The organism is Sphingobium sp. CFD-1, assembly GCF_024611115.1.
Lineage (GTDB): Bacteria > Pseudomonadota > Alphaproteobacteria > Sphingomonadales > Sphingomonadaceae > Sphingobium > Sphingobium baderi_A.
On record NZ_CP084398.1, the window covers coordinates 2,333,737 to 2,354,238 of the forward strand.

The 20,502-nt window shown below is 61.1% G+C and carries 23 protein-coding genes; 12 read left to right on the forward strand and 11 right to left on the reverse strand.

Features of this window, described 5'->3' with window-relative positions; genetic code table 11:
* Positions 1-25: 25 nt before the first annotated feature.
* The 3 genes from dksA to LDB26_RS11795 all read right to left on the reverse strand — a co-directional run bounded on the left by dksA (position 26) and on the right by LDB26_RS11795 (position 2,395).
* Positions 26-490 (reverse strand): RNA polymerase-binding protein DksA, encoded by a 465-nt coding sequence (dksA, locus tag LDB26_RS11785; protein ID WP_062068925.1) that lies wholly within the window; start codon positions 488-490, stop codon positions 26-28.
* Between the two features lie 570 nt (positions 491-1,060).
* Entirely contained in the window at positions 1,061-1,864 is an 804-nt protein-coding gene (locus LDB26_RS11790; protein WP_257538529.1) for a hypothetical protein, read from the reverse strand.
* Positions 1,865-1,954: 90 nt separating this feature from the next.
* The gene (locus LDB26_RS11795; RefSeq protein ID WP_062068929.1) at positions 1,955-2,395 is read right to left on the reverse strand and encodes a host attachment family protein; all 441 of its coding nucleotides are present in this window, start codon (positions 2,393-2,395) and stop codon (positions 1,955-1,957) included.
* A gap of 88 nt (positions 2,396-2,483) precedes the next feature.
* On the opposite strand from LDB26_RS11795, the gene serS reads away from it, so the two are divergent.
* From serS to rimO, 5 genes are all read left to right on the forward strand, one after another.
* Complete coding sequence (serS, locus tag LDB26_RS11800; protein ID WP_257538530.1) at positions 2,484-3,761, forward strand: serine--tRNA ligase; 1,278 nt, start codon at positions 2,484-2,486, stop codon at positions 3,759-3,761.
* A gap of 90 nt (positions 3,762-3,851) precedes the next feature.
* Complete coding sequence (gene surE, locus LDB26_RS11805; RefSeq protein ID WP_257538531.1) at positions 3,852-4,616, forward strand: 5'/3'-nucleotidase SurE; 765 nt, start codon at positions 3,852-3,854, stop codon at positions 4,614-4,616.
* 65 nt (positions 4,617-4,681) lie between these two features.
* Positions 4,682-5,680, forward strand: coding sequence for a M23 family metallopeptidase (locus tag LDB26_RS11810; protein WP_257538533.1), 999 nt, complete (start codon positions 4,682-4,684; stop codon positions 5,678-5,680).
* Complete coding sequence (locus LDB26_RS11815) at positions 5,677-6,738, forward strand: TrkA family potassium uptake protein (RefSeq protein WP_257538535.1); 1,062 nt, start codon at positions 5,677-5,679, stop codon at positions 6,736-6,738. The genes LDB26_RS11810 and LDB26_RS11815 overlap by 4 nt, the downstream gene beginning before the upstream one ends.
* 31 nt (positions 6,739-6,769) lie before the next feature.
* Positions 6,770-8,161 carry a 30S ribosomal protein S12 methylthiotransferase RimO gene (rimO, locus tag LDB26_RS11820; RefSeq protein WP_197413752.1) on the forward strand — a complete coding sequence of 464 codons (1,392 nt, stop codon included), beginning with the start codon at positions 6,770-6,772 and terminating at the stop codon, positions 8,159-8,161.
* 42 nt (positions 8,162-8,203) lie between these two features.
* On the opposite strand, the gene LDB26_RS11825 is transcribed toward rimO, so the two are convergent.
* Positions 8,204-9,052 (reverse strand): DUF4163 domain-containing protein, encoded by an 849-nt coding sequence (locus LDB26_RS11825; protein ID WP_062066797.1) that lies wholly within the window; start codon positions 9,050-9,052, stop codon positions 8,204-8,206.
* Complete coding sequence (locus LDB26_RS11830; protein WP_062066800.1) at positions 9,052-9,255, reverse strand: hypothetical protein; 204 nt, start codon at positions 9,253-9,255, stop codon at positions 9,052-9,054. The genes LDB26_RS11825 and LDB26_RS11830 overlap by 1 nt, the downstream gene beginning before the upstream one ends.
* Positions 9,256-9,400: 145 nt before the next feature.
* Between LDB26_RS11830 and LDB26_RS11835 the strand changes: the two genes are divergently transcribed.
* From LDB26_RS11835 to argC, 4 genes are all read left to right on the forward strand, one after another.
* On the forward strand, positions 9,401-10,789 hold the full coding sequence (locus tag LDB26_RS11835) for a M17 family metallopeptidase (protein WP_257538536.1): 1,389 nt from the start codon (positions 9,401-9,403) through the stop codon (positions 10,787-10,789).
* A gap of 68 nt (positions 10,790-10,857) precedes the next feature.
* Entirely contained in the window at positions 10,858-11,265 is a 408-nt protein-coding gene (locus LDB26_RS11840) for a MarR family winged helix-turn-helix transcriptional regulator (RefSeq protein WP_062066806.1), read from the forward strand.
* On the forward strand, positions 11,225-12,133 hold the full coding sequence (locus LDB26_RS11845) for an NlpC/P60 family protein (RefSeq protein WP_062066809.1): 909 nt from the start codon (positions 11,225-11,227) through the stop codon (positions 12,131-12,133). The genes LDB26_RS11840 and LDB26_RS11845 overlap by 41 nt, the downstream gene beginning before the upstream one ends.
* On the forward strand, positions 12,130-13,074 hold the full coding sequence (gene argC / locus LDB26_RS11850; RefSeq protein ID WP_257538537.1) for an N-acetyl-gamma-glutamyl-phosphate reductase: 945 nt from the start codon (positions 12,130-12,132) through the stop codon (positions 13,072-13,074). The genes LDB26_RS11845 and argC overlap by 4 nt, the downstream gene beginning before the upstream one ends.
* A gap of 18 nt (positions 13,075-13,092) precedes the next feature.
* Here argC and LDB26_RS11855 read toward each other — a convergent pair whose 3' ends face one another.
* Positions 13,093-13,302 carry a hypothetical protein gene (locus tag LDB26_RS11855; RefSeq protein ID WP_197413614.1) on the reverse strand — a complete coding sequence of 70 codons (210 nt, stop codon included), beginning with the start codon at positions 13,300-13,302 and terminating at the stop codon, positions 13,093-13,095.
* 228 nt (positions 13,303-13,530) lie between these two features.
* Between LDB26_RS11855 and LDB26_RS11860 the strand changes: the two genes are divergently transcribed.
* On the forward strand, positions 13,531-13,704 hold the full coding sequence (locus LDB26_RS11860; RefSeq protein WP_197413615.1) for a hypothetical protein: 174 nt from the start codon (positions 13,531-13,533) through the stop codon (positions 13,702-13,704).
* Positions 13,705-13,765: 61 nt separating this feature from the next.
* A complete protein-coding gene (locus tag LDB26_RS11865; protein WP_257538538.1) occupies positions 13,766-15,094 on the forward strand; it encodes a sorbosone dehydrogenase family protein in 1,329 nt (442 codons plus the stop codon).
* 7 nt (positions 15,095-15,101) lie between these two features.
* On the opposite strand, the gene LDB26_RS11870 is transcribed toward LDB26_RS11865, so the two are convergent.
* Positions 15,102-15,917, reverse strand: a complete 816-nt coding sequence (locus LDB26_RS11870; protein ID WP_257538539.1) for an ATP-binding protein — start codon at positions 15,915-15,917, stop codon at positions 15,102-15,104.
* 109 nt (positions 15,918-16,026) lie between these two features.
* Between LDB26_RS11870 and LDB26_RS11875 the strand changes: the two genes are divergently transcribed.
* Complete coding sequence (locus LDB26_RS11875; RefSeq protein WP_257538540.1) at positions 16,027-16,983, forward strand: L-threonylcarbamoyladenylate synthase; 957 nt, start codon at positions 16,027-16,029, stop codon at positions 16,981-16,983.
* A gap of 3 nt (positions 16,984-16,986) precedes the next feature.
* Here the strand turns inward: LDB26_RS11875 and LDB26_RS11880 are convergent, their stop codons facing one another.
* The 4 genes from LDB26_RS11880 to LDB26_RS11895 all read right to left on the reverse strand — a co-directional run bounded on the left by LDB26_RS11880 (position 16,987) and on the right by LDB26_RS11895 (position 20,437).
* Positions 16,987-17,274, reverse strand: coding sequence for a hypothetical protein (locus LDB26_RS11880; protein ID WP_257538541.1), 288 nt, complete (start codon positions 17,272-17,274; stop codon positions 16,987-16,989).
* A gap of 66 nt (positions 17,275-17,340) precedes the next feature.
* The gene (msrA, locus tag LDB26_RS11885; RefSeq protein WP_257538542.1) at positions 17,341-17,874 is read right to left on the reverse strand and encodes a peptide-methionine (S)-S-oxide reductase MsrA; all 534 of its coding nucleotides are present in this window, start codon (positions 17,872-17,874) and stop codon (positions 17,341-17,343) included.
* Positions 17,875-17,916: 42 nt separating this feature from the next.
* Positions 17,917-19,617 (reverse strand): long-chain fatty acid--CoA ligase, encoded by a 1,701-nt coding sequence (locus LDB26_RS11890; protein WP_257538543.1) that lies wholly within the window; start codon positions 19,615-19,617, stop codon positions 17,917-17,919.
* A 136-nt stretch (positions 19,618-19,753) separates the two neighbouring features.
* Entirely contained in the window at positions 19,754-20,437 is a 684-nt protein-coding gene (locus tag LDB26_RS11895) for a DUF1013 domain-containing protein (RefSeq protein WP_062066834.1), read from the reverse strand.
* Between the last annotated feature and the right edge of the window lie 65 nt (positions 20,438-20,502).

Genomic DNA, 20,502 nt, shown 5'->3' on the forward strand with positions numbered 1-20,502 from the left:
CAGCACATGGACAAAATGTTAATCGTCAGTCGTCGCGCGAAATCTTTTCCTGCCGCTCATGGCGTTCCTGCGCTTCCACCGTCATGGTCGCGATCGGGCGGGCTTCCAGCCGACCCAGCGAAATCGGTTCGCCTGTCACCTCGCAATAACCATATTCGCCCTCATCGATGCGGCGGAGCGCGGCGTCGATCTTGGAAATCAGCTTGCGCTGGCGATCGCGGGTACGCAGTTCGATCGACCAGTCCGTTTCGCTCGATGCGCGATCGTTAAGGTCGGGTTCGCGCAGCGGTTCATTCTGGAGGACGGCGAGCGTTCCCTCCGCTTCGGCGAGAATCTGTTTCTTCCAGTCCCACAGGCGCTGCCGGAAATATTCCAGTTGCACCGGATTCATGAATTCCTCGTCCGGGGAAGGACGATAGTCGGTAGGGAGTGTTACAGCCGATTTCGGCGGCTTGTCGCCGTCCTTCTCGGAATTCAAAACCGATGCCATCTGGCTCTCCGACTCGATGGGCCCCGGCACTTAAAGGACCGGACAGCCATTCCTTTATGATTGGGCGCTCTAATAGCCACGGGCGCACAGCGACACAAGCGAACATTCTCCGCTTCTTACCGCTTGCCGCCTGTCCGTTTTTCCGCGAGCGCAAGGATGCGCCGAGTCCCTTGGATGCGGCCGTGCAGGCATCGGACGGCAAGCCGGATTCATTTCGCCGCGCGGGAATGTTCCATAGTGGGACGTTAACCATATTTGCCCATGTCGCTGCCGGAATCTGCTCGACTTGAGGACGACATTCAGGGTTAACGGCGTTGCGGTTAACGCTTTATTTTGCGTTCCTGCACATAGGGAAAACCCGCCGCCCCTTCACTGGGCCAAGCCAGCGACGGGCGACCAGGGGATAAAGGAAAAGAGCAAACCTATGTCGGTACGGATGGCATTGGCAAAATTGTGCGCCTGCACTTGCGGCGGAGCGATCATTGGCGGGGGAGCCGTCCATGTCGCGGAAAGCGCGCGTCCCGCGGGGGTCCAAAGCACCAAGAGTGTGAAGGCCGCGCCCAGGAAACGCTACGCGGTCCACACAGTGAAACGCAAGGTCGTCAAGACGGTGACCGCCTGCGCGCCGTCCACGGTGACCGTCACTACCCAGGCCGCGCCCATTCCCCTTTCCGCGCCCATGCCGGTGGCTGAAATGCCGATGATGTCGGGCGGGTCGGCCGTTCCGGTCGTCATGGGCGGCGGATTCGGCGGAGGCGGGTTCATCGGCGGCTTCTTCGGTGGCGGGGGCGGCAGCAGCGGCGGCGGTTCTGTGGTGATCTCCTCCACCAGCAGTTCGACCGGTGGCATCAGCAGTTCGACCAGTTCGACCACGGGCGGCGTTTCCACCTCCACGGGCGGTGTTTCGACCTCAACCGGTGGCGTCTCGACCTCCAGCGGCAACGTGTCGACATCCAGCGGCGTCTCCACCTCGTCGGGCAATGTCTCCACATCGTCCGGCAATGTGTCGACCTCTTCGGGCGTCAGCACTTCTTCGTCCAGTTCGTCCTCCTCCTCATCCTCTTCTTCGTCCTCCTCCAGTTCGTCGAGCAGTTCGAGCGGCGGACACGGCCATGGGTCGTCGGGTTCGTCGGGCTCCTCATCCAGCTCGTCGAGCAGCGGTTCATCGGGCAGTTCCTCGTCAAGCTTCGGCACGACGAGCAGCAGTTCAAGCTCCTCCAGTTCGTCGTCGAGCAGCTCCTCGTCGAGCAGTTCGGGCGGCACGTCCAGCAGCACCGGGGGCACGGACGTTCCCGCGCCGCCCATGGTCCTGCTATTCGGCGCTGGCGCGGTGGCGCTGGTCGCCCGCCGCCGCTTCGCCGAGCGGAAGACCAAGGCGGCGGCCTGACGGAACGCCCCCGGGGCAACAGAAAAGGGCGGCGCCGGTCAACGGCCCGCCCTTTTTTGCGGGCGCGCGACAGTGGGTCAGTTTTCCAGGATGATCCGCTCGATCTCCGGCACAGGGTGATTGGACAGATCCTTGGCGATCTCACCGGCCAGGCGGCTCTGCACTTCCTTGTGATAATGTTTACGCAGTTCGCCTAGCACCGTGGGCGGCGCGACGATGATCAGCTTTTCATAATCCTTCGCCAATGCCCCGCGCTTCAGCAGGTCCGCCGCTTCCGTCGCGAAACGGGCTTCCTCCAGATCGTGAAAATTCGTCTGTTCCATCGCGCTGCGATGGCTGCCGACGGAATTGAAAGCGCGGCCCGGCGCGTCGGACGCCTGATCGCGATCGGGCGGGTTATCCTGCGTCCTGGTCGTCTCCGTTTCCAGATTGGGAAAGGCGTCATCGCCTTTGTTACGGAACAATAACAACTTGCGCCCATCCACCACCATCACCACCGCATCATGATCGATTCGCATCGCCATCTCCTTCTTGAGTTCACTGTCACCAACGGACGGCAGCGCGCAGGGTTGCGCGGCCGATCGCGTAACGGCATAGGGCTGGGCCATGCACGACATCCGCTTCATCCGCGAAAACCCCGCCGCTTTCGACGCCGCCCTCGCCCGTCGGGGTCTTGAGCCGCTCTCTGCCGGGATACTGGCGCTCGACGAGCGCAGCCGCGCGATCAAGACCGAATTGCAGCAGGGCCAGGCGCGTCGCAACGAAGCGAGCAAGGCCATCGGTCAGGCCATCGCCATCAAGGACATGAAAAAGGCCGAAAGCCTCAAGGCGGAAGTCGCCGCGCTCAAGGAACAGATGCCCGCTCTGGAAGCAGAAGACCGGGAAACCGGCGAAGCGCTCCAGGCGATGCTGGCCGCCATCCCTAACCTTCCCGCCGACGATGTTCCACCGGGTGAAGATGAAGCAGCCAATGTGGAACTCAGCCGCTGGGGCGAGCCGCGCAGCTTCCCTTTCACCCCGCAGGATCATGCCGATTTTGGTCCCGCGCTGGGACTGGATTTCGAGGGCGCGGCGGCGCTGTCGGGCGCGCGCTTCGCTGCATTGCGCGGCCAGATGGCGCGGCTTCACCGGGCGCTCGCCCAGTTCATGCTCGACCGCCAATCGGGTGAGAATGGCTATGAGGAAGTGAACCCGCCCCTGCTGGTCCGCGACGAGGCGCTATTCGGCACCGGGCAATTGCCCAAATTCGCCGAAGACCTGTTCCGCACCACCGACGGACGTTGGCTGATCCCCACGGCGGAGGTCAGCCTCACCAATCTGGTGCGCGAACAGATCGTTCCGATGGAAAGCCTGCCGCTGCGCCTCACCGCGCTCACCCCCTGTTTTCGCTCCGAAGCCGGATCGGCTGGCCGCGACACGCGCGGCTTCATCCGCCAGCACCAGTTCGAGAAGGTGGAACTGGTCGCCATCTGCAAGCCCGAGGCTTCCGAAGCCGAGCATGAACGCATGTGCGGGGCGGCGGAAGGCATATTGCAGGCGCTGAACCTGCCTTATCGCAAGATGCTGCTATGCACGGGCGACATGGGGTTTTCCGCGCGCAAGACTTATGACCTCGAAGTCTGGCTCCCCAGCCAGCAAACCTATCGCGAGATCAGTTCCATATCGAACTGCGGTGACTTCCAGGCGCGGCGAATGAACGCACGTTTCAAGCCGGAAGGCGAGAAGCAGACCCGCTTCCTCCACACGCTGAACGGGTCGGGACTGGCGGTCGGCCGCACACTGGTCGCCGTGCTGGAAAATTACCAGCAGGAGGATGGCAGCGTTATCGTGCCGGAGGCGCTGGCGCCTTATATGGGCGGCACCACTCGGCTGCGACCGAGATAAGGGCTTGCCTCGTTCGTTTCGAGCGAAGTCGAAAACGGGCGCATGGATTTCTCGACTTCGCCCGAAGCGAACCGAAGTGGTAGATTACCTATGCGTATCCTTCTCACCAATGACGATGGCGTTTATGCTCCAGGACTCCGGGTGCTGGAGGAGATCGCCCGAACGCTGTCCGACGACATCTGGATCGTTGCTCCTCACGAGGAGCAGTCGGGCGCGGGCCACAGCCTGACGCTGACCCGCCCGCTGCGTATCCGCAAGCACGCAGATAAGCATTACAGCGTCACCGGCACGCCCACCGACGCGGTGATGATGGCGGTCGGTCATCTGATGAAGGACTGCAAGCCCGATCTGGTGCTGTCGGGCGTCAATCGCGGCGCCAATCTGGCGGAGGACGTGACCCATTCGGGCACCGTTTCCGCCGCGATGGAAGGCGCGATTTCCGGTATCCGCTCCATCGCGCTCAGCCAGGTCTATATGCGTGAGGGCATGGGCGACGCTGTCCCCTTCGCCGCTGCGCGCGCCTGGGGAGAGAAGGTGCTGCGACCGCTAATCGCTATGCCCGCCTCCCCGCGGATGCTGTTCAACGTCAATTTCCCCGCAATGGACCCGGATCAGATCAAGGGCGTACGCGTGGCGCGGCAGGGCTTTCACGACATCGACCGCACCTCCATCGTCGAAGGCGTCGATCCGCGCGGCTATCGCTATTACTGGTTTGGCCTTGGCACCAGCGATGCGGTCCCGGAAGGCACGGACCTTGCTGCGATTGCGGAAGGCTATGTGGCGGTCACGCCGCTCCACTTCGACCTGACGCAGGACAGCGCAATGGCGGCGACAGTTCAGGCCTTTGCGGACTGATCGCCCGACAGGGATGACAAGACTGCGACGACGCGGCTAGAGAGGATATGATGCCGCGCCCGCCGATGCTCCTTTTTCCTGGCTTTTTCCTGGCGGCGGGTCTTGCCGCCACGGCGGCGGAAACACGCGGAAATAAGGACAGCCCGGTCAGCGTCATCGAAAACCAGCCCGTCTGGAAAATGCAGCAGGTGGTGGCCAATGCGGTAATAGTCCCACCCTCCACCTATATCGTCAAAGCAGGCGAAACGCTGCGCGGCGTCGGCAATCGCAGCGGGGCCGGATCGGAAAGCATAGCGCGGGCCAATGCCCTCAAATATCCCTATCTCATCCGGGAAGGGCAGAAGCTTCTCATTCCGGGCGGACGCTATCATCGTGTGTCGGAAGGGGAAACGGGCATCGCCATCGCCGCCGCCTATGGCGTGGCATGGAGCCGGATTGTCGATATCAACGCCCTTCCCGAACCCTATATCCTACGCAACGGCCAGCGCCTGCTGCTGCCCGATGACGCCGCCCGCAAGCCCAGCACGATGGAGGCACGCGCCGCCGCTTTCCGGATCGACATTGACGATGTCCTGACTGGCGGCCAGCCCGCGAGCGGCCAAAGCGGGCGGCCTGCGGCTTCCAGCCAGCCGCGCGCCCTGCCCTCCAATGTACCCATTACGGAGCCGGCGCAATTTACCGGCGGCTTCGCTTGGCCAGCGCATGGAGCTTTATTGTCGCGGTTCGGGCCCGGCACGGCTGGCGCGCGCAATAATGGCATCGACATCGCAATTCCCGCCGGAACGCCCATCCGCGTGGCCGCCAATGGCGTGGTTGCCTATGCGGGCGACAAGGTGGCCGTATTCGGCGGACTGATGCTCGTCAACCATGGCGACGGCTGGGTGAGCGCTTACGGCCATGCGAGCCGGGTTGACGTGGTGCGTGGCCAAAAGGTGCGAAAGGGACAGATCATCGGTTTGAGCGGCGACAGCGGTTACGCCAGCCGTCCCAAATTGCATTTCGAATTGCGTAAGGATCGGACGCCCGTCAATCCACTCGATCATCTGCCAAGGGAGCAGCGATGAAGGTCAGGTCCATCCCCTTGCGATCGCCCATGGCCGGTTTCCTGCGTCGGCGATCCTCTCTTCCCATATGGGCAGACCTTGTGTGGCGCGTGGCACTGGTATTCGGGCTCATCGCGCTTGTCCTGCTGATCCACTGGATCGGCCGCGACGGATTGAAGGATACGCTGGACAATAATATCAGCTTTGTGGACGTGCTCTACTTCACCACCGTCACGGTGACGACGGTAGGTTATGGCGATATCGTGCCGGTCAGCCCGGAAGCCCGGCTGTTTGAAGCGATATTGGTGACGCCCATCCGATTGTTCGTGTGGCTGATCTTTTTGGGAACAGCCTATAATCTTTTTTTCCGCAATATCCTCTACAGGTGGCGCATGGCACGCATTCAGGCCGATCTGCACAATCATATCATCGTCACCGGCTTTGGCACGTCCGGCAGCGAAGCTGTGCGCGAGTTGCTCGCGCGAGGCGTCGATGCGCGGGAGATCGTGGTCGTCGATCCGATCGAACGGGCGCTGACCGAAGCGGAGGAGATGGGCTGCAACGTCATGTGCGGCGATTCCACGCGAGACAAGACGTTGAAGGACGTGGCAATCCACCGCGCACGCAGCATGATCGTGTCGGCGGGGCGGGATGACACCTCTATCCTCATCACGCTGACGGCGCGGCATCTGGCGCCTCGTCTGCCGATCAGCATAGTGGTGCGGAATGAGGACAATGAACTGCCAGCGCGGCAGGCGGGCGCGACCACCGTCATCAATCCCGTCAGCTTTGCCGGGCTGCTGCTGGCAGGGAGCACCAGCGGACGGCATATTGCGGACTATATGGCCGATCTGGCGGCATCGGGCGGACGCGTGAAACTCAATGAGCGGTTCGTGCTGCCGGAGGAAATCGGAAAGCCGCTGTCCGCCGTCACCACGGGCCTTGGCGTCCGGGTGTATCGGGAGAATCGGCCTATCGGCTTCTGGGAAGATGCCGCAAAGCAACTCCAGACCGGCGATATGATCATCGAGATCGTCGGTGAAATCGGCGAAGAAGGCCTCGATTCCGCTCCATTTTAAGCAGGCCGTGACATTTGGTGCGAAAATCCTTATGTGCGCGCCGATCATGGCAACCAAAATCCCTTCGCCACCCAAGGTCGGCATGGTGTCGCTCGGCTGTCCCAAGGCCTTGGTGGATAGCGAGCGCATCCTGACGAAGCTGCGTTCCGATGGCTATCAGATGTCGCCGGACTATTCCGGCGCGGACGTCGTGCTGGTCAACACCTGCGGATTTCTCGATTCGGCGAAGGAAGAATCGCTGGAGGCCATTGGCGAGGCGATCGCGGAAAATGGCCGCGTCATTGTCACCGGCTGCATGGGCAATGAAGCGGAGTTGATCCGCGCGAAATTCCCGCAGGTTCTGGCCGTCACCGGCGCGCATCAATATGAGGCGGTGGTGAGCGCGGTGCATGAAGCATCGCCGCCCGTGCCTAACGCCTTTGTCGATCTGGTGCCCGAGGGCGGGCTGAAGCTGACCCCGCGCCACTATAGCTATGTAAAGATCAGCGAGGGGTGCAATCATCGCTGTTCCTTCTGCATCATCCCTTCGCTGCGCGGCGATCTGGTCAGCCGCAGGGTGGATGCAGTGTTGCGCGAGGCGGAAAAGCTGGTGCATGCGGGCACGAAGGAATTGCTCATCATCAGCCAGGACACATCGGCTTATGGCGTCGATACCCGGCATGAGGCGCGCAATTGGAAGGGCCGCGAGGTTCGCGCGCATATGACCGATCTGGCGCGAGAACTGGGTCAGCTTCGTACCGGCGAGGGGACGCCGCCATGGGTGCGGCTCCATTATGTCTATCCCTATCCGCATGTGGATCAGGTGATCCCGCTCATGGCCGAAGGATTGCTGACACCCTATCTGGACATTCCGTTCCAACACGCTTCGCCCAATGTGCTCAAAGCCATGAAGCGCCCGGCCAATGAAGCCAAGGTGCTGGACCGAATCCGCAAATGGCGTGACATATGCCCGGACATCGCGATCCGATCGTCCTTCGTCGTCGGCTTCCCTGGCGAGACGGAGGCGGATTTCGAATATCTGCTCAACTGGCTGGGCGAAGCCCAACTCGACCGGGTCGGCGCTTTCCGATTCGAGCCTGTCGAGGGCGCTGCGGCCAACGCTTTACCCGATGTGGTGCCTGAAGAGGTGAAGGAAGAGCGCTATCAGCGGATCATGGAGAAGACCGCCGCCATCTCCGCCGCCAAGCTGGCCGCCAAGGTGGGGCGGACGATGCCCGTCATCATCGACGAGATTGGCGAACCGGATGAGGATGGCTCCATCGGCGCTACGGCGCGCAGCCAGGCCGACGCGCCGGAAATCGACGGCAATGTCTTCCTGCGCGATGTGGGCGAAGGCCGGCAGCCGGGCGATATAGTGACGGTACTGATCGAGGATGCCGATGAGCATGACCTCTATGGCGTGCCGCAAGGCTCCACTGCATAAGGTGGCGGGCGGTTGGACAGCACCGCCCGCCCAGAATGAAACTCACCGTGCCGGGACGAAGGCGTCCTGATACTCCGTCTTGATCGCCTTGCGGATCGCTCCGTCGATCGGGAGCGCCACATCGTAGGTGCCCTCCGCATAGGGACCGGCGCTATAGGGGCCGACCACCACGGTGACGCCATCGATCAACTTGCCATCCTTCGATGTCAACACCAGCACTTCCTTCATCGGATCAATGCATCTGGTGAAATCGTCGTCACCCCGGATTACGCGCGCGCCACGCTTTTCCGCGCGCTGCCGGTCGAGTTCAGCGCAAAAGCGGTCATGTATTGCTGACGCGAACGCCGTGGAGGACGTCATCATTGCCGCGAGGCTGGTTTCGAGCTTGGCGTGACGATCCCATAGCAATGTATCATAGCCCGTCATGCCATGCGCGCCGCCCGTGAAGATGTAGGTCTGCGACTTCAGCGCCAGAAACCGCGGCGTATCGGCCGTCACCGTCCAGCGCGTCTCCAGGCTGTGCGGACGGAAGGGATAACCTGCATCCTTGGCCGACTTCTGGTCCTCGCGCGCCATTTTGAGGGCGTTGGCCTTTGCCTCTGCCATCGCTTTGCCGAGTTTGGACGACAATGCGGGAACCGCCGCCGCTTGCCCCGGATAGGCATAGACGAACTCCAGCAGGTCGGTCTTTTCGGAAAGCGCGAAGGGTTTGCCAACCGGAACCGGCGGAGGAGCTTCGCCCGCCATGCGGTTGGCAAAGCTGGCCACTTCTTCGTCGGTTACGCGATTCGCCGACGCGGCATTATCGTGAGAGGATGGTGAACAGGCAGACGTGAAAAGGGCCGCCGTTGCCAGCGACCCCATCGTCACGCCAAGGCGGGTATAACGCATCAATGAACCTTTGCCGCAGCCATGCAGCGTTCGCTGATCGCCTTTCGCATATAATCGCTCTGGAAAGCCCGGCCGGCATTGGACCAGCCTTCCGCGATCAGCGCCCTCTCAATCGCATGGGCGCCATCGAACCGGCCACTTTCCGCCAGCTTGTAGGCGCGGGCGCGAATGGCCTGCAGGCTGCTGTCATCAGCGTGGAACATCTCTATTCTCCTTCAAGCTTCCTAATCGGTCTGATCCTAAGCCGGCAATTGCCCGGCTGCAAAGGACGGCAGGACCAACCGACTGGATCGAACGACGAAAAATGCGCTTTCCATCACCGCCGCCTTTCCCTTACATCCCTGCCGCATGACCGACTTTTCCGACCTGTTCAAAGCCGACAACGATCAGCCTGCCCGTTTGATCCACCTTGTGGACAGCAATCGGTTTGAAAGCTGGCTGAACGAGCAGTCCGAACCGGTTCGGGCACTTGTCGGCGCGCAGAAATTTCGTGGAAAAGCAAGTGAACATGCCATCCTGCCTGCACAGGGAGACGATGGCTGGTCCGTAGTTGCCGGCGTCGCCAATCATAAAAAGCTAGGCACATGGTGCCTTGCTAAACTAGCCGAAGTCCTGCCCGAAGGCACTTATCGGCTGAGCGAAGGCGCACCCGGCGCTGCAGCATTGGGTTGGCTGACCGCACAATATCGCTTTGGCCGCTATCGCAAGGAGGACAATCCGGTTGGCCCCCGCACGCTGCTGACCAAGGACATCGGGCGCATCGACACCACCGTGCAATTGGCCAATGCGGTCGCACTCGTCCGCGATCTGGTCAACACGCCCGCCGCAGACATGGGGCCAGCGCAGCTGGAAGACGCGGCAAGAGTGCTCGCCAAACGCCACGATGCCGCGTTTACAGTCACCAAGGGTGATGAACTGGAGCAGGGTTATCCCATGATCCATGCCGTTGGAAAAGCGGCGGACAAGAGCTTCGCTCCCCGCCTGATCGAACTGCAATGGGGCGATCCGGGAAAGCCGCGCATCGCCATCGTCGGCAAGGGCATTTGCTTCGACAGTGGCGGCTTGGACATCAAGCCGGCTTCGGCCATGCTCCTGATGAAAAAGGATATGGGTGGGGCCGCCCATGCCCTTGCACTCGCGCAGCTGGTGATGGGTGCCCGTTTACCCGTGCGACTGCACCTTCTGATCCCGGCAGCCGAGAACGCAGTGGGCGGCAATGCCTTCCGTCCCGGCGACATATTGAAGAGCCGCAAGGGAATAAGCGTCGAAATCGGCAATACCGATGCAGAAGGCCGGTTGGTGCTGGGCGATGCGCTGGCCCGGGCGAGCGAAGACAAGCCGGACCTCATCATTGATTATGCCACGTTGACGGGCGCCGCGCGCGTTGCGGTCGGCCCCGATCTTCCTGCCCTGTTCGCCAATGACGATGATGTTGCCGCCGCCGTGAGTGCGGCAGGCGCGGAAGTGGACGATCCAAGCTGGCGCCTGCCGCTGTGGGACGGTTATGCCGACATGCTGAAGTCCGACACGGCCGACATCAACAACGCAGGCGAAGGCGGCTTTGCAGGCGCCATCACGGCGGCGCTTTTCCTTCGGCGGTTCGTACCAGACGATACACCCTGGTTGCACATTGATACCTTCGCCTGGAGGCCGTCGGCACGGCCGGGCAGGCCGAAGGGTGGCGAAGCGCTTGGATTGCGGGCTATTTTCAGATTTTTGCAGCAGCGTTACGGTTAACTGGATTAAAGCCAACAATCCTTCACATCCGTTACGCAACCGGATTGGCCATCGTGCGTTAGGGGCTCATGGATGCCTCTACTGCCAAAGAATCGGTGACGCAAAAAAATCGTCCCGGCATCGGGCCGCTTAGCCAATGGATGCAGACCCTGGTCGATTATGTCCGATCGGGAAAGCCCGACCTGACCAATCGTCAGATGGCCCTGATGATGACGGTTTATATCGATTCCGGGCCTCACACCGTTCGCGGATTGGCCGAAGTGCTCCATGTTTCCAAGCCGGTTATCACCCGCGCGCTCAACAAGCTTTCCGCGCTTGGCTATGTGCGGCGGGAGCGCGATGCCGCCGATCGGCGCAATATTTTCATAGTACGCACACCCAAGGGGGCGGAATTCCTTGACGCCTTTCACCATTTCATCGCAGGAACCGCGCGCGATGAACGTCATAGATACACCCACGCGGATCGCTCCGCCTGAAAGAATCCGATTCAAGCTGGAAGGCAGGTCGGTCGCACTGGACGGCCGCGTTCATGCAACACGCGGCGATCTTGCCGACGTGTCGCTGGCCGGCGTGCTGTTTTCCGCTCATTATGCACGCGCGATCAAACTGACATGCGTCGCTGCCGGCGCGCCCTTGCTGTCGGCGCCCGGCGCCACGGCGCAGGCGGTGAGCGAACTGTTGCGGGGCGACATTTTTCATGCGCTGGATTTCACGACCGATTGGGCATGGGGATTTTGCGGCCATGACGGTTATGTCGGATATGTCCGGCGGGAAGCGCTGGATGCGCTGGAAGAGGCAACCCACCGGATTACGGCACCTTGTGCGCCCCTGTTCAGCGCCGCCGATATCAAGGCGCCCGTGGTGGACTATTGGCCCCGCAGCGCTGTGTTCGCGGGCGAAGAAGATGGCGCCTTCATCATGACCGGCGAAGGCTTTATCCACAGTCGACACGCTAAAACGATCGGTGAGAAAGAAACCGACTGGACAGCGGTCGCGGAACGCTATCTGGGCCAACCCTATATATGGGGTGGGCGCGGCCATCGGGGAGTCGATTGTTCGGGTCTCGTGCAAGTCGCACTCGAACAGTGCGGTATCAGCGCGCCGCGCGATACGGACCTGCAAAGCGAAGGAATCGGTTCGCCCCTTCCCGGCGATGTGCCGCTACGCCGGGGGGATTTCGTCTTTTTCCCAGGCCATGTGGGCATCATGACAGATGGCGATAGGCTGTTGCATGCCAACGCGCATTGGATGGCCGTGGTGGTCGAGCCTTTGACCGATGTCGTCGCGCGATTGCAGGCGGAACATGCCGATCCCATCATTGCGCGGCGGAGGATTGGCGCATGACGACTCATATCTTCATCGACGGCGGCGTCGGCACGACTGGTCTTGAAATCGGCGAACGGTTGGCCGGACGGCCGGAATTGACGCTCATCGCGCTCGATGAGAAGGACCGGAAGAACGCAAGCGCGCGGCGCGATGCGCTAAACGGCGCGGACATCGTGCTTCTATGCTTGCCCGACGATGCTGCGCGTGAAGCGGTGGCGCTGATCGACAATGATCGGACGCGCGTGATTGACGCCTCAACGGCGCATCGCGTGACCGATGGCTGGACATACGGCTTTCCCGAACTGGAACCGGGACATCGCGAAAAACTCGCCCATTCACGCTTCGTCGCCAATCCGGGGTGCTGGCCGACTGGCTTCCTGGCTTTGGTGCGACCGCTGACACTGGCAGGGCTTCTGCCGGCAGAATGGCCCGTGACTGTATCTGGGGCATCGGGCTATTCAGGCGGCGGCAAATCCATGATCGCGGAATTCGAAGGTTCCGACGGCGCTCCCACAGCCTTCCGCGCCTATGGCCTCAATCTGGCGCATAAGCATGTTCCGGAAATGACGCGCTATTCCGGTCTCGTGCATCCGCCGATCTTCGCGCCCGCCGTCGCCAACGTGCATCGCGGCATGGTGGTGGAGGTGCCGCTGCAATTACGCACCATGCCGGGCAGACCTTCGGTAGCCAGCCTGCACGAAGCCCTGACCGCCGCTTATGCGGACTCGCCGATCGTCATGGTCGTGCCACTGGAAGAAAGTGCCGGCATGACCCATCTGCGGGTCGAGCATGTCGGTGCGACCGATCGCCTCACGCTGTTCGTTTTCGGTAATGAGGACAGCGGGCAAGTGCGTCTTGCTGCCGCACTCGACAATCTGGGCAAGGGCGCCGCGGGTGCAGCCGTTCAGAATCTGAATATTCTGGCCGGGTTGCCGGAAACTTCGGGACTGCGCCTCTAAAGTTGCCTCTCCCCCGGATCAGTGAATGGTGCCGAGCGGCTGGTCATGGGAAAGCAGGACGATCAACCTCTCGATCTGTCGCCAGCGGCAGAAATGGACGTGATTGCCCAGATCGCGGCTGCGATCTGCGCGCGCGGCGGCTTCATAGCCGGCATTGTCGCCGAACAGGTTGATCAGTTCGGCCGCTTGCTCATAGCTTTTGCGATCCGAAAGATATGGCACGTGCATCGATTCCCCCATTCGGCATAGCCCCCACGGCTTTCCATCCCCCCTCAAATAGCGTGCCATTTGTTCGTTTTGAGAGATAGAGCGGGATAGGAAAGTATACCGCCCGTTAGCCAAATCCCTATCCGGCACGAAAATCCCATAAAGGGACAATCCGTTCAAAAACGGGGCAGAGGCGATTGCGAACAAAAGCGGCTGGCCTTGGCGGTCGGCTCATGGCAATGGCCAGACATGACGACAGGAAAGAACAACCCCACCGGCGCCGGTGCCATCATTGCCCTGCTGATCCTGGGCGGCGCAATCGTGGGCGGACTGATGGGGCAACCCAGCGCGGGTCTTTTGATCGGCGCAGTCGTGGGCATGGTGATCGCCTTGTTGCTATGGCTCCGCGAGCGCGGAAAATAGCTGTCGGCCTGAACATCCTGTGCCTTGCCGTCAGGACCATGGCGGCATAGATGTGACCGCCATGAAAAAGCATATCATCGCCCTCGCCCTTATCGCGCTGCTCATCGTCGGCGGCGCGTTTCTCTATTTCGCGCGAGGCGATACGGCTCAACTGGCTCCGGGCGCGGATGTAGGCAAGGAACCCGTTTTCACCACGCCACGCAACGAACTTATCCCGACCGTCAACATTGCCGAGCTAGAGGGCTGGAAAGCGGGCGAAAAGCCAGTGGCTGCGAAAGGCCTGTCCGTCAGCCGCTTTGTCGATGGGCTGACCCATCCACGGTCCATGCTGCGCCTGCCCAATGGTGACATTTTGGTCGCCGAAACCAACAGCCCGCCACGTCCGCAAAGCGGCATAGTCAATCGCATCATGAGCTATATGATGGACAAGGCGGGCGCGGGCGTTCCGTCCCCCAATCGCATTACATTGCTGCGAGATACGGATGGAGATGGACGGGCGGATACGAAAACGGCTTTCCTGACAGGTCTCAATTCGCCCTATGGCATGGCGCTGATCGGCGACACGCTCTATGTCGCCAATACCGACGCGTTGATGGCCTTCCGCTATAAGGAAGGCGAGACGAAGATCACCGAAAAGGGTCGCAAGCTTCTGAACCTGCCCGCGCAGGCCCCTAACTATCATTGGACGAAAAGCCTGACCGTCAGCCCTGAAGGGCTGCTTTATGTCGGGATTGGATCGAACAGCAATATCGGTGAAGGCGGCCTCGACAATGAAAAGAACCGCGCCGCCGTGCTGGAAGTCAACCCAAAGACGGGCGAATATCGCATCTTCGCATCCGGCCTGCGAAATCCCACGGGCCTCGCCTTTGAACCCGATAGCGGCGCGCTCTGGGGCGTGGTCAACGAACGCGATATGCTGGGCAGCGATCTGGTTCCCGATTTCCTGACGCGCGTGGAATTTGGCGGCTTCTATGGCTGGCCATGGAATTATTGGGGCGGTTATGAGGATCGACGCGTCCAGCCGCAGCGCCCGGAAATTCGCGAATATACCAAACGCCCCGACTATGCTTTGGGCAACCATGTCGCACCGCTGGGTCTGTCCTTCGCCAAGGATATGAAACTGGGCGCGCCTTTCACCAATGGCGCCTTTGTCGGACTGCATGGCAGCTGGAACCGCAAGCCTGCCGCAGGCTACAAGGTCGTGTTCATATCATTCCAGAATAATGGCGAGGTCGGCACCGCCAAGCCGGTGGATGTGCTGACGGGCTTTCTCGACAAAAATGGCAAGGCCCATGGCCGCCCGGTCGATGTGACGAGCGACAGCAAAGGCGCGTTATTGGTCAGCGATGATGTAGGCGGCGTGATCTGGCGGGTGGTGAAGGCCGACTGAGCATCGCTCAGAGCGCCAGGCCGTTCCGCCCCGCCAGCTCAACGACATATTGCCAGGCGACACGGCCAGACCGGCTCCCGCGCTGCGTCGCCCATTGGATTGCCTCCAACGGATCGAAACTGAGGCTCAGGCTGTTCGCATATCCCGATACGATATCGACATAGGCCTGCTGGTCTATGGCGTGGAAACCCAGACTCAGGCCGAAACGGTCAGACAGCGCCATCTTGTCGTCCACCACGTCCCGCGGATTGACAGGATCGTCCTGCTCCGAAAGATGTCGGGGCACGATGTGGCGACGGTTGGATGTCACATAGAGGCGTACATTACCCGGTCGTGCCGCCGTTCCGCCTTGCAGCAGGGAACGCAGCGAACGGGCGTCCCCCACCCCTTCGTCAAAGCCCAGATCATCCAGGAAAAGGACGAAAGGCCGCTTCGTTCCGCGCAGGACAGAGAAAAGCCGGGGCAGGCTCGCAAGTTCCTCTATCGCGCATTGCAGCAAGGCCACGTCCTGCCCTTCCTGCTGAAGCCTGCCGACAACCGCCGCAACTGTCGCCGATTTGCCCGTTCCTCTCGCACCCCATAGCAATACATCATGGGCGGCATGGCCCGCAGCGTGGCGACGCGTATTTTCAAGCAGCGCCCCTTTCTGCGTGTCGATGCCAGACAGCAGCTCATAATCGACCGGATCGAATGCCTCCACCTGCCGAATAACGTCGCCGTCCCACACATAGGCCGGCGCGGTGGTCAAATCTGCGGATGGAGGAACAGGCGGCGCAAGCCGCTCAAGGGCTTGTGCAATGCGGGTCAGAAGTGCGTCGTTCATCCTGCGCGCTTAATCCCCCACCAGCGCGGCGGCAAGTCGGACGAACCTGTCATCCTTCTTTCGCATTGGCCTTTTACTGGCCTATAGAGACGTTTATAGCGCGGGGGCCGTGACCATCGCACATTCAGCCTTTTCCACGAAAATCTGCCGCTATGGCACGGAATCGCTGCGCGAAGCCGCGCTATTGATCCGCGCCGGAGAACCAGTGGCAGTGCCGACGGAAACGGTTTACGGCCTTGCCGCCGATGCGACAGACAGCAATGCCGTTGCAGCCATTTACAGTGCGAAGGGCAGACCTAGCTTCAATCCGCTGATCGTCCACGTGGCCGATCGCGCCATGGCCGAAGGACTGGCGCATTTTTCGCCACACGCCGAAAAGCTGGCGGAATATTTCTGGCCTGGCGCGCTTACGCTGGTGCTGCCGGTGCGGGAAGATAGCGGCCTTTCGCCGCTGGTCACGGCCGGTCTGCCAACGGTCGCCATCCGCCTGCCTGCTCATCCCGCGATGCGCGCGCTGATCCGGGAAAGTGGTCGGCCGCTTGCTGCTCCGTCAGCCAATCGCAGCGGTTCGATCAGCCCGACAAGGGCGGAGCATGTGCTGGCCAGTCTCAACGGCAAGATCCGCATGATCCTGGACGAAGGCCCGACCAGCGAAGGGGTGGAATCAACGATTGTGGCTCCGGAAACGGACCGCATCCGCCTGTTGCGTCCTGGCCCTGTAACAGCTGCCATGCTGGAGAAAGCAAGCGGGCTGCCTGTTATAGCGGGCGGCATCAACGCACAAATCGAAGCGCCCGGCCAAATGGAAAGCCATTATGCTCCGTCAAAACCAGTTCGCCTGCATGCCCTGAAGGCAGAAAAAAATGAATTTCTGATCGGTTTTGGGCTGATGCCGTGCAATTTCAACCTCAGCCCTGACGCGGACCTGCGGGAAGCCGCGGCCAATCTGTTCGCCGCCCTTCATCTGGCCGATGCGAGCGCCGCGAACAATATCGCCGTGGCCCCTGTTCCAGAGGAAGGTATCGGGATCGCCATCAACGACCGCCTGCGCCGCGCCGCCGCCTGATCGTCAGGGACAATTGCCATAGCCCGCGCGGCGACATTCACGCCTTTGCTCTTCAGAGGCCTTTTGTCGTTCCCGGGCTTCGCGAGCCTCCTGCTTACGCATCTTGCGGCCGTAGTTCCGGTCGGCTTCCTCGCGGCTGGTGGTTGTCCAGTCAACAGTCTGTGCACCAGCCCGCACGGGCAGCGTAACGACATCGAGCGCCGTCTTTGCCACACAGGCAGGCAACAGTAGTAAGGCAGGCAGTGCAATCCAGATCCGTTTTCCGTCCATTTTTCCATCCTTGCGATCCATCGATGGCATAGCAGGCAATGCGCCCGGCTTGCCACGGAATATGAGCTAGGATCGGCTGTCGCGAAATCAGGCTTCGATACGTTCGGCAAAACCCTTGCGAAGCTTCGCCAGCTTGGGCGGAATGACTGCCATGCAATAGGGATTGCGATCACCGACCCGTTCCCAATATTGCTGGTGATAATCTTCCGCCGGATACCATGGCGCATCAGGCTCGACAGCCGTGACGATAGGGTTGAGCTGGTCGGCCTGCGCCAGCGCGATCCCTGCCCTTGCCTCCGCTTCCTGCTCGGGTGAATGAGGGAAGATGGCGGACCGATATTGCGTCCCGACATCATTGCCCTGCCGGTTCAGCGTCGTCGGATCATGCGTCGCAAAGAAAATGGCGAGCAGGTCGGCATAGGAAATGACCGCCGGATCATAGGTAATACGGATCGCCTCGGCATGCCCCGTCGTGCCGGAACACACCTGTTCATAAGTCGGATCGGGCACTGCGCCGCCAATATAGCCGCTCTCCACGGATTTGACGCCCTTCAGATTCTGATACACAGCCTCGGTGCACCAGAAACAACCGCCTGCCAGCGTCGCGACTTCATCGGTCATATCGTGCATCCTTATCCTGCATGGACGCTCAGATAGGAAATGTCAGGCGGCGCTTCCAGCCTTTAGCGCATCCGCCTTCGCCTTTTCCTCGGCCACCAGTTCCTTGCGGGATAGCTTTCCGACCAGCGTCTTGGGCAGGCTCTCGCGCACTTCGACCGCGCAGACCCGCTCATGTTTGCCCAGTTGGGGGTTGAGCCATTCCTTCAGCGCCTCTCCGCTGATCGAGGCCCCTTCCTGCAAGGATACGAAAGCCTTTGGACATTCGCCATGATAGGCATCGGGAATGCCGATCACCAAGGCTTCCTTGACCGCAGGGTGGTGATACAGCACCGCCTCGACCTGGCTCGGGAAGACCTTGAACCCGCCGACGGCGATCATGTCCTTCAACCGATCCACAATCTTCAAATAGCCGTCCTCGTCGATGAAGCCGACATCGCCCGTCCGCAACCAGGGGCCAATAAAGACGTCCTTGTCGGCATCGGGACGCCGCCAGTAACCCCTCATGATCTGCGGCCCGGCGAAGGTCAATTCACCCGGCACGCCGGACGCGGCTTCCTTCGTGGGATCTTCGCGATCCACGACGCGCACGCGAGTGCCAGGAACGGGTTGCCCCACCGTGCCACTCTTGTTGAGCCCCTCATAGGGGTTGACGCAGACGACCGGGCTACTCTCGGTAAGGCCATACCCCTCCACGACCTTGGCGCCAGTCATCGCTTCGAACCGCTCCTTGATCTCCAGAGGCAGGGGCGCGCCGCCGGAAATGCAAAGGCGAAGTGAGGAGAAATCGATGTTCGGCGTCGCCGGATTATCCAGCAGCGCCTGATACATGGTCGGCACGCCAGGCAGCGCCGTGGCCTTCGTCCGTTGAATCGCAGCGAGAACCTGCGTCGCATCGAAACGCGGCAGCATCACGATCTCGCCGCCGTTCAGCACCGTGCGATTGAGCGCGCAGGTATTGGCAAAAACATGGAAGAAGGGAAGCACCCCGATGATCCGGTCGGTCGATCCCGGCAACGGATCGATCATCTGCACCTGCCGCGCATTGGCGGTCAGATTCTGATGCGTCAGCATCGCGCCTTTGGGCTGGCCCGTCGTGCCGCCCGTATATTGCAGCAGGGCGACATCCTGCTCTGCATCGATCGCTGGAATCGGGTAGTTCCCATCATTGGCGATCAGGCTGGAAAAGGTCATGACGCGCGGGTCATTGGGACGAGCTGTCGTCTCGCTCCGCTTGAACAGGCGGAAGAGGAAGGATTTAACAGGCGGCAGCGCGCCCGCCACCGATCCCACGATCAGCCGCTCAAGGCTGCTGTTATTGAGCACTTCCAGAGCCGTGGGCAACAGGGCGCTGGCGGACAGGGTAAAAAGAATGGTCGTGCCGCTGTCTTCGACCTGGTGCTCCAGTTCGGCGGCGGTATAAAGCGGCGAATAGTTTACGACGGTCGCGCCGGCCATCATGATTCCATAATAAGCCGCGACATAATGTGGGACATTGGGCAGATACAGGCCGACCCGGTCCCCCTTTTTGATGCCCAGCCGCATCAGGCCGCAGGCGACCCGCTGGGCACCGCCACGCACTTCATCATAGGAATAGATGCGGCCGTAAAAGTCGATAAGCGGCGCATGAGGGTGGGCCTGCGCGCTTTGTTCAAACATCTCGATCATCGACATGGGCGCGAATTGCTGATCCCACGGAGTCGGATGGTTGTAACGCTCTCTCCAGATGGTTTCGTTCTTGTCCATTGGAAAGAATGTATGGAGCGCGATCACTTTACGCAAGCGTAAAGCAATAGGAAAGGGCCGCGCCACCATCGCGGCGCAGCCCTCGTTTTAAGCCATTATGGGCCATTCCTTCCGAAGAAGAAATGACGCTACGGCATCACATATGCCCCTTGTTATCGCTGAAGGGGTCAAGCACCTTCGCCACATCGGAAATCAGTTCGGCCTCGCTGTTCAAAGCTTCCTCAGCCCGGCGTGCGGCATTGTCGCGTTCACGGCGCAGTTCCTCGATCAACGCCTCGCGATCGCCGTCCAGGCGCGAATCGGTCGGTGCTTCGATCCCGGCCTTCTTCGCCGCCTTCGCGACCAGCGCATCAAGCTCGCGCTGCGAACAGAGCCCCAGCGTCACCGGGTCTTTGGGCACGATGTTCGCGATGTTCCAGTGTGTCCGGTCGCGGATCGCCGCAATGGTGGTGCGCGTAGTGCCAATCAGCTTGCCGATGGCGCCATCCGAGATCTCAGGATGGTTCCTCAGAATCCAGGCGATGCCGTCGGGCTTGTCCTGCCGCTTGGAAACCGGCGTATAACGCGGTCCCTTGGTCCGGCGCACAGGTTCCGGGCCTTTCAGCATCTTGAGGCGGTAATCCGGGCTTCCTTCGCCCTTGTGGATTTCCTCCATCGTGATTTCATGCGCGCGAACCGGGTCGCGGCCAGTATATTTGGTGCCGGCCGTATCGTCGGCGATCGCCTGCACTTCCAAAATATGAAGCCCACAGAATTCCGCGATCTGGTCGAAGCTGAGCGCTGTATTGTCAACAAGCCAGCTAGCAGTCGCGTGGGGCATGAGGGGCTGAGACACGGGAACTTTCTCCACGTAAAAACAATAAGGGCCGCCCAAGCAGGGCGGCC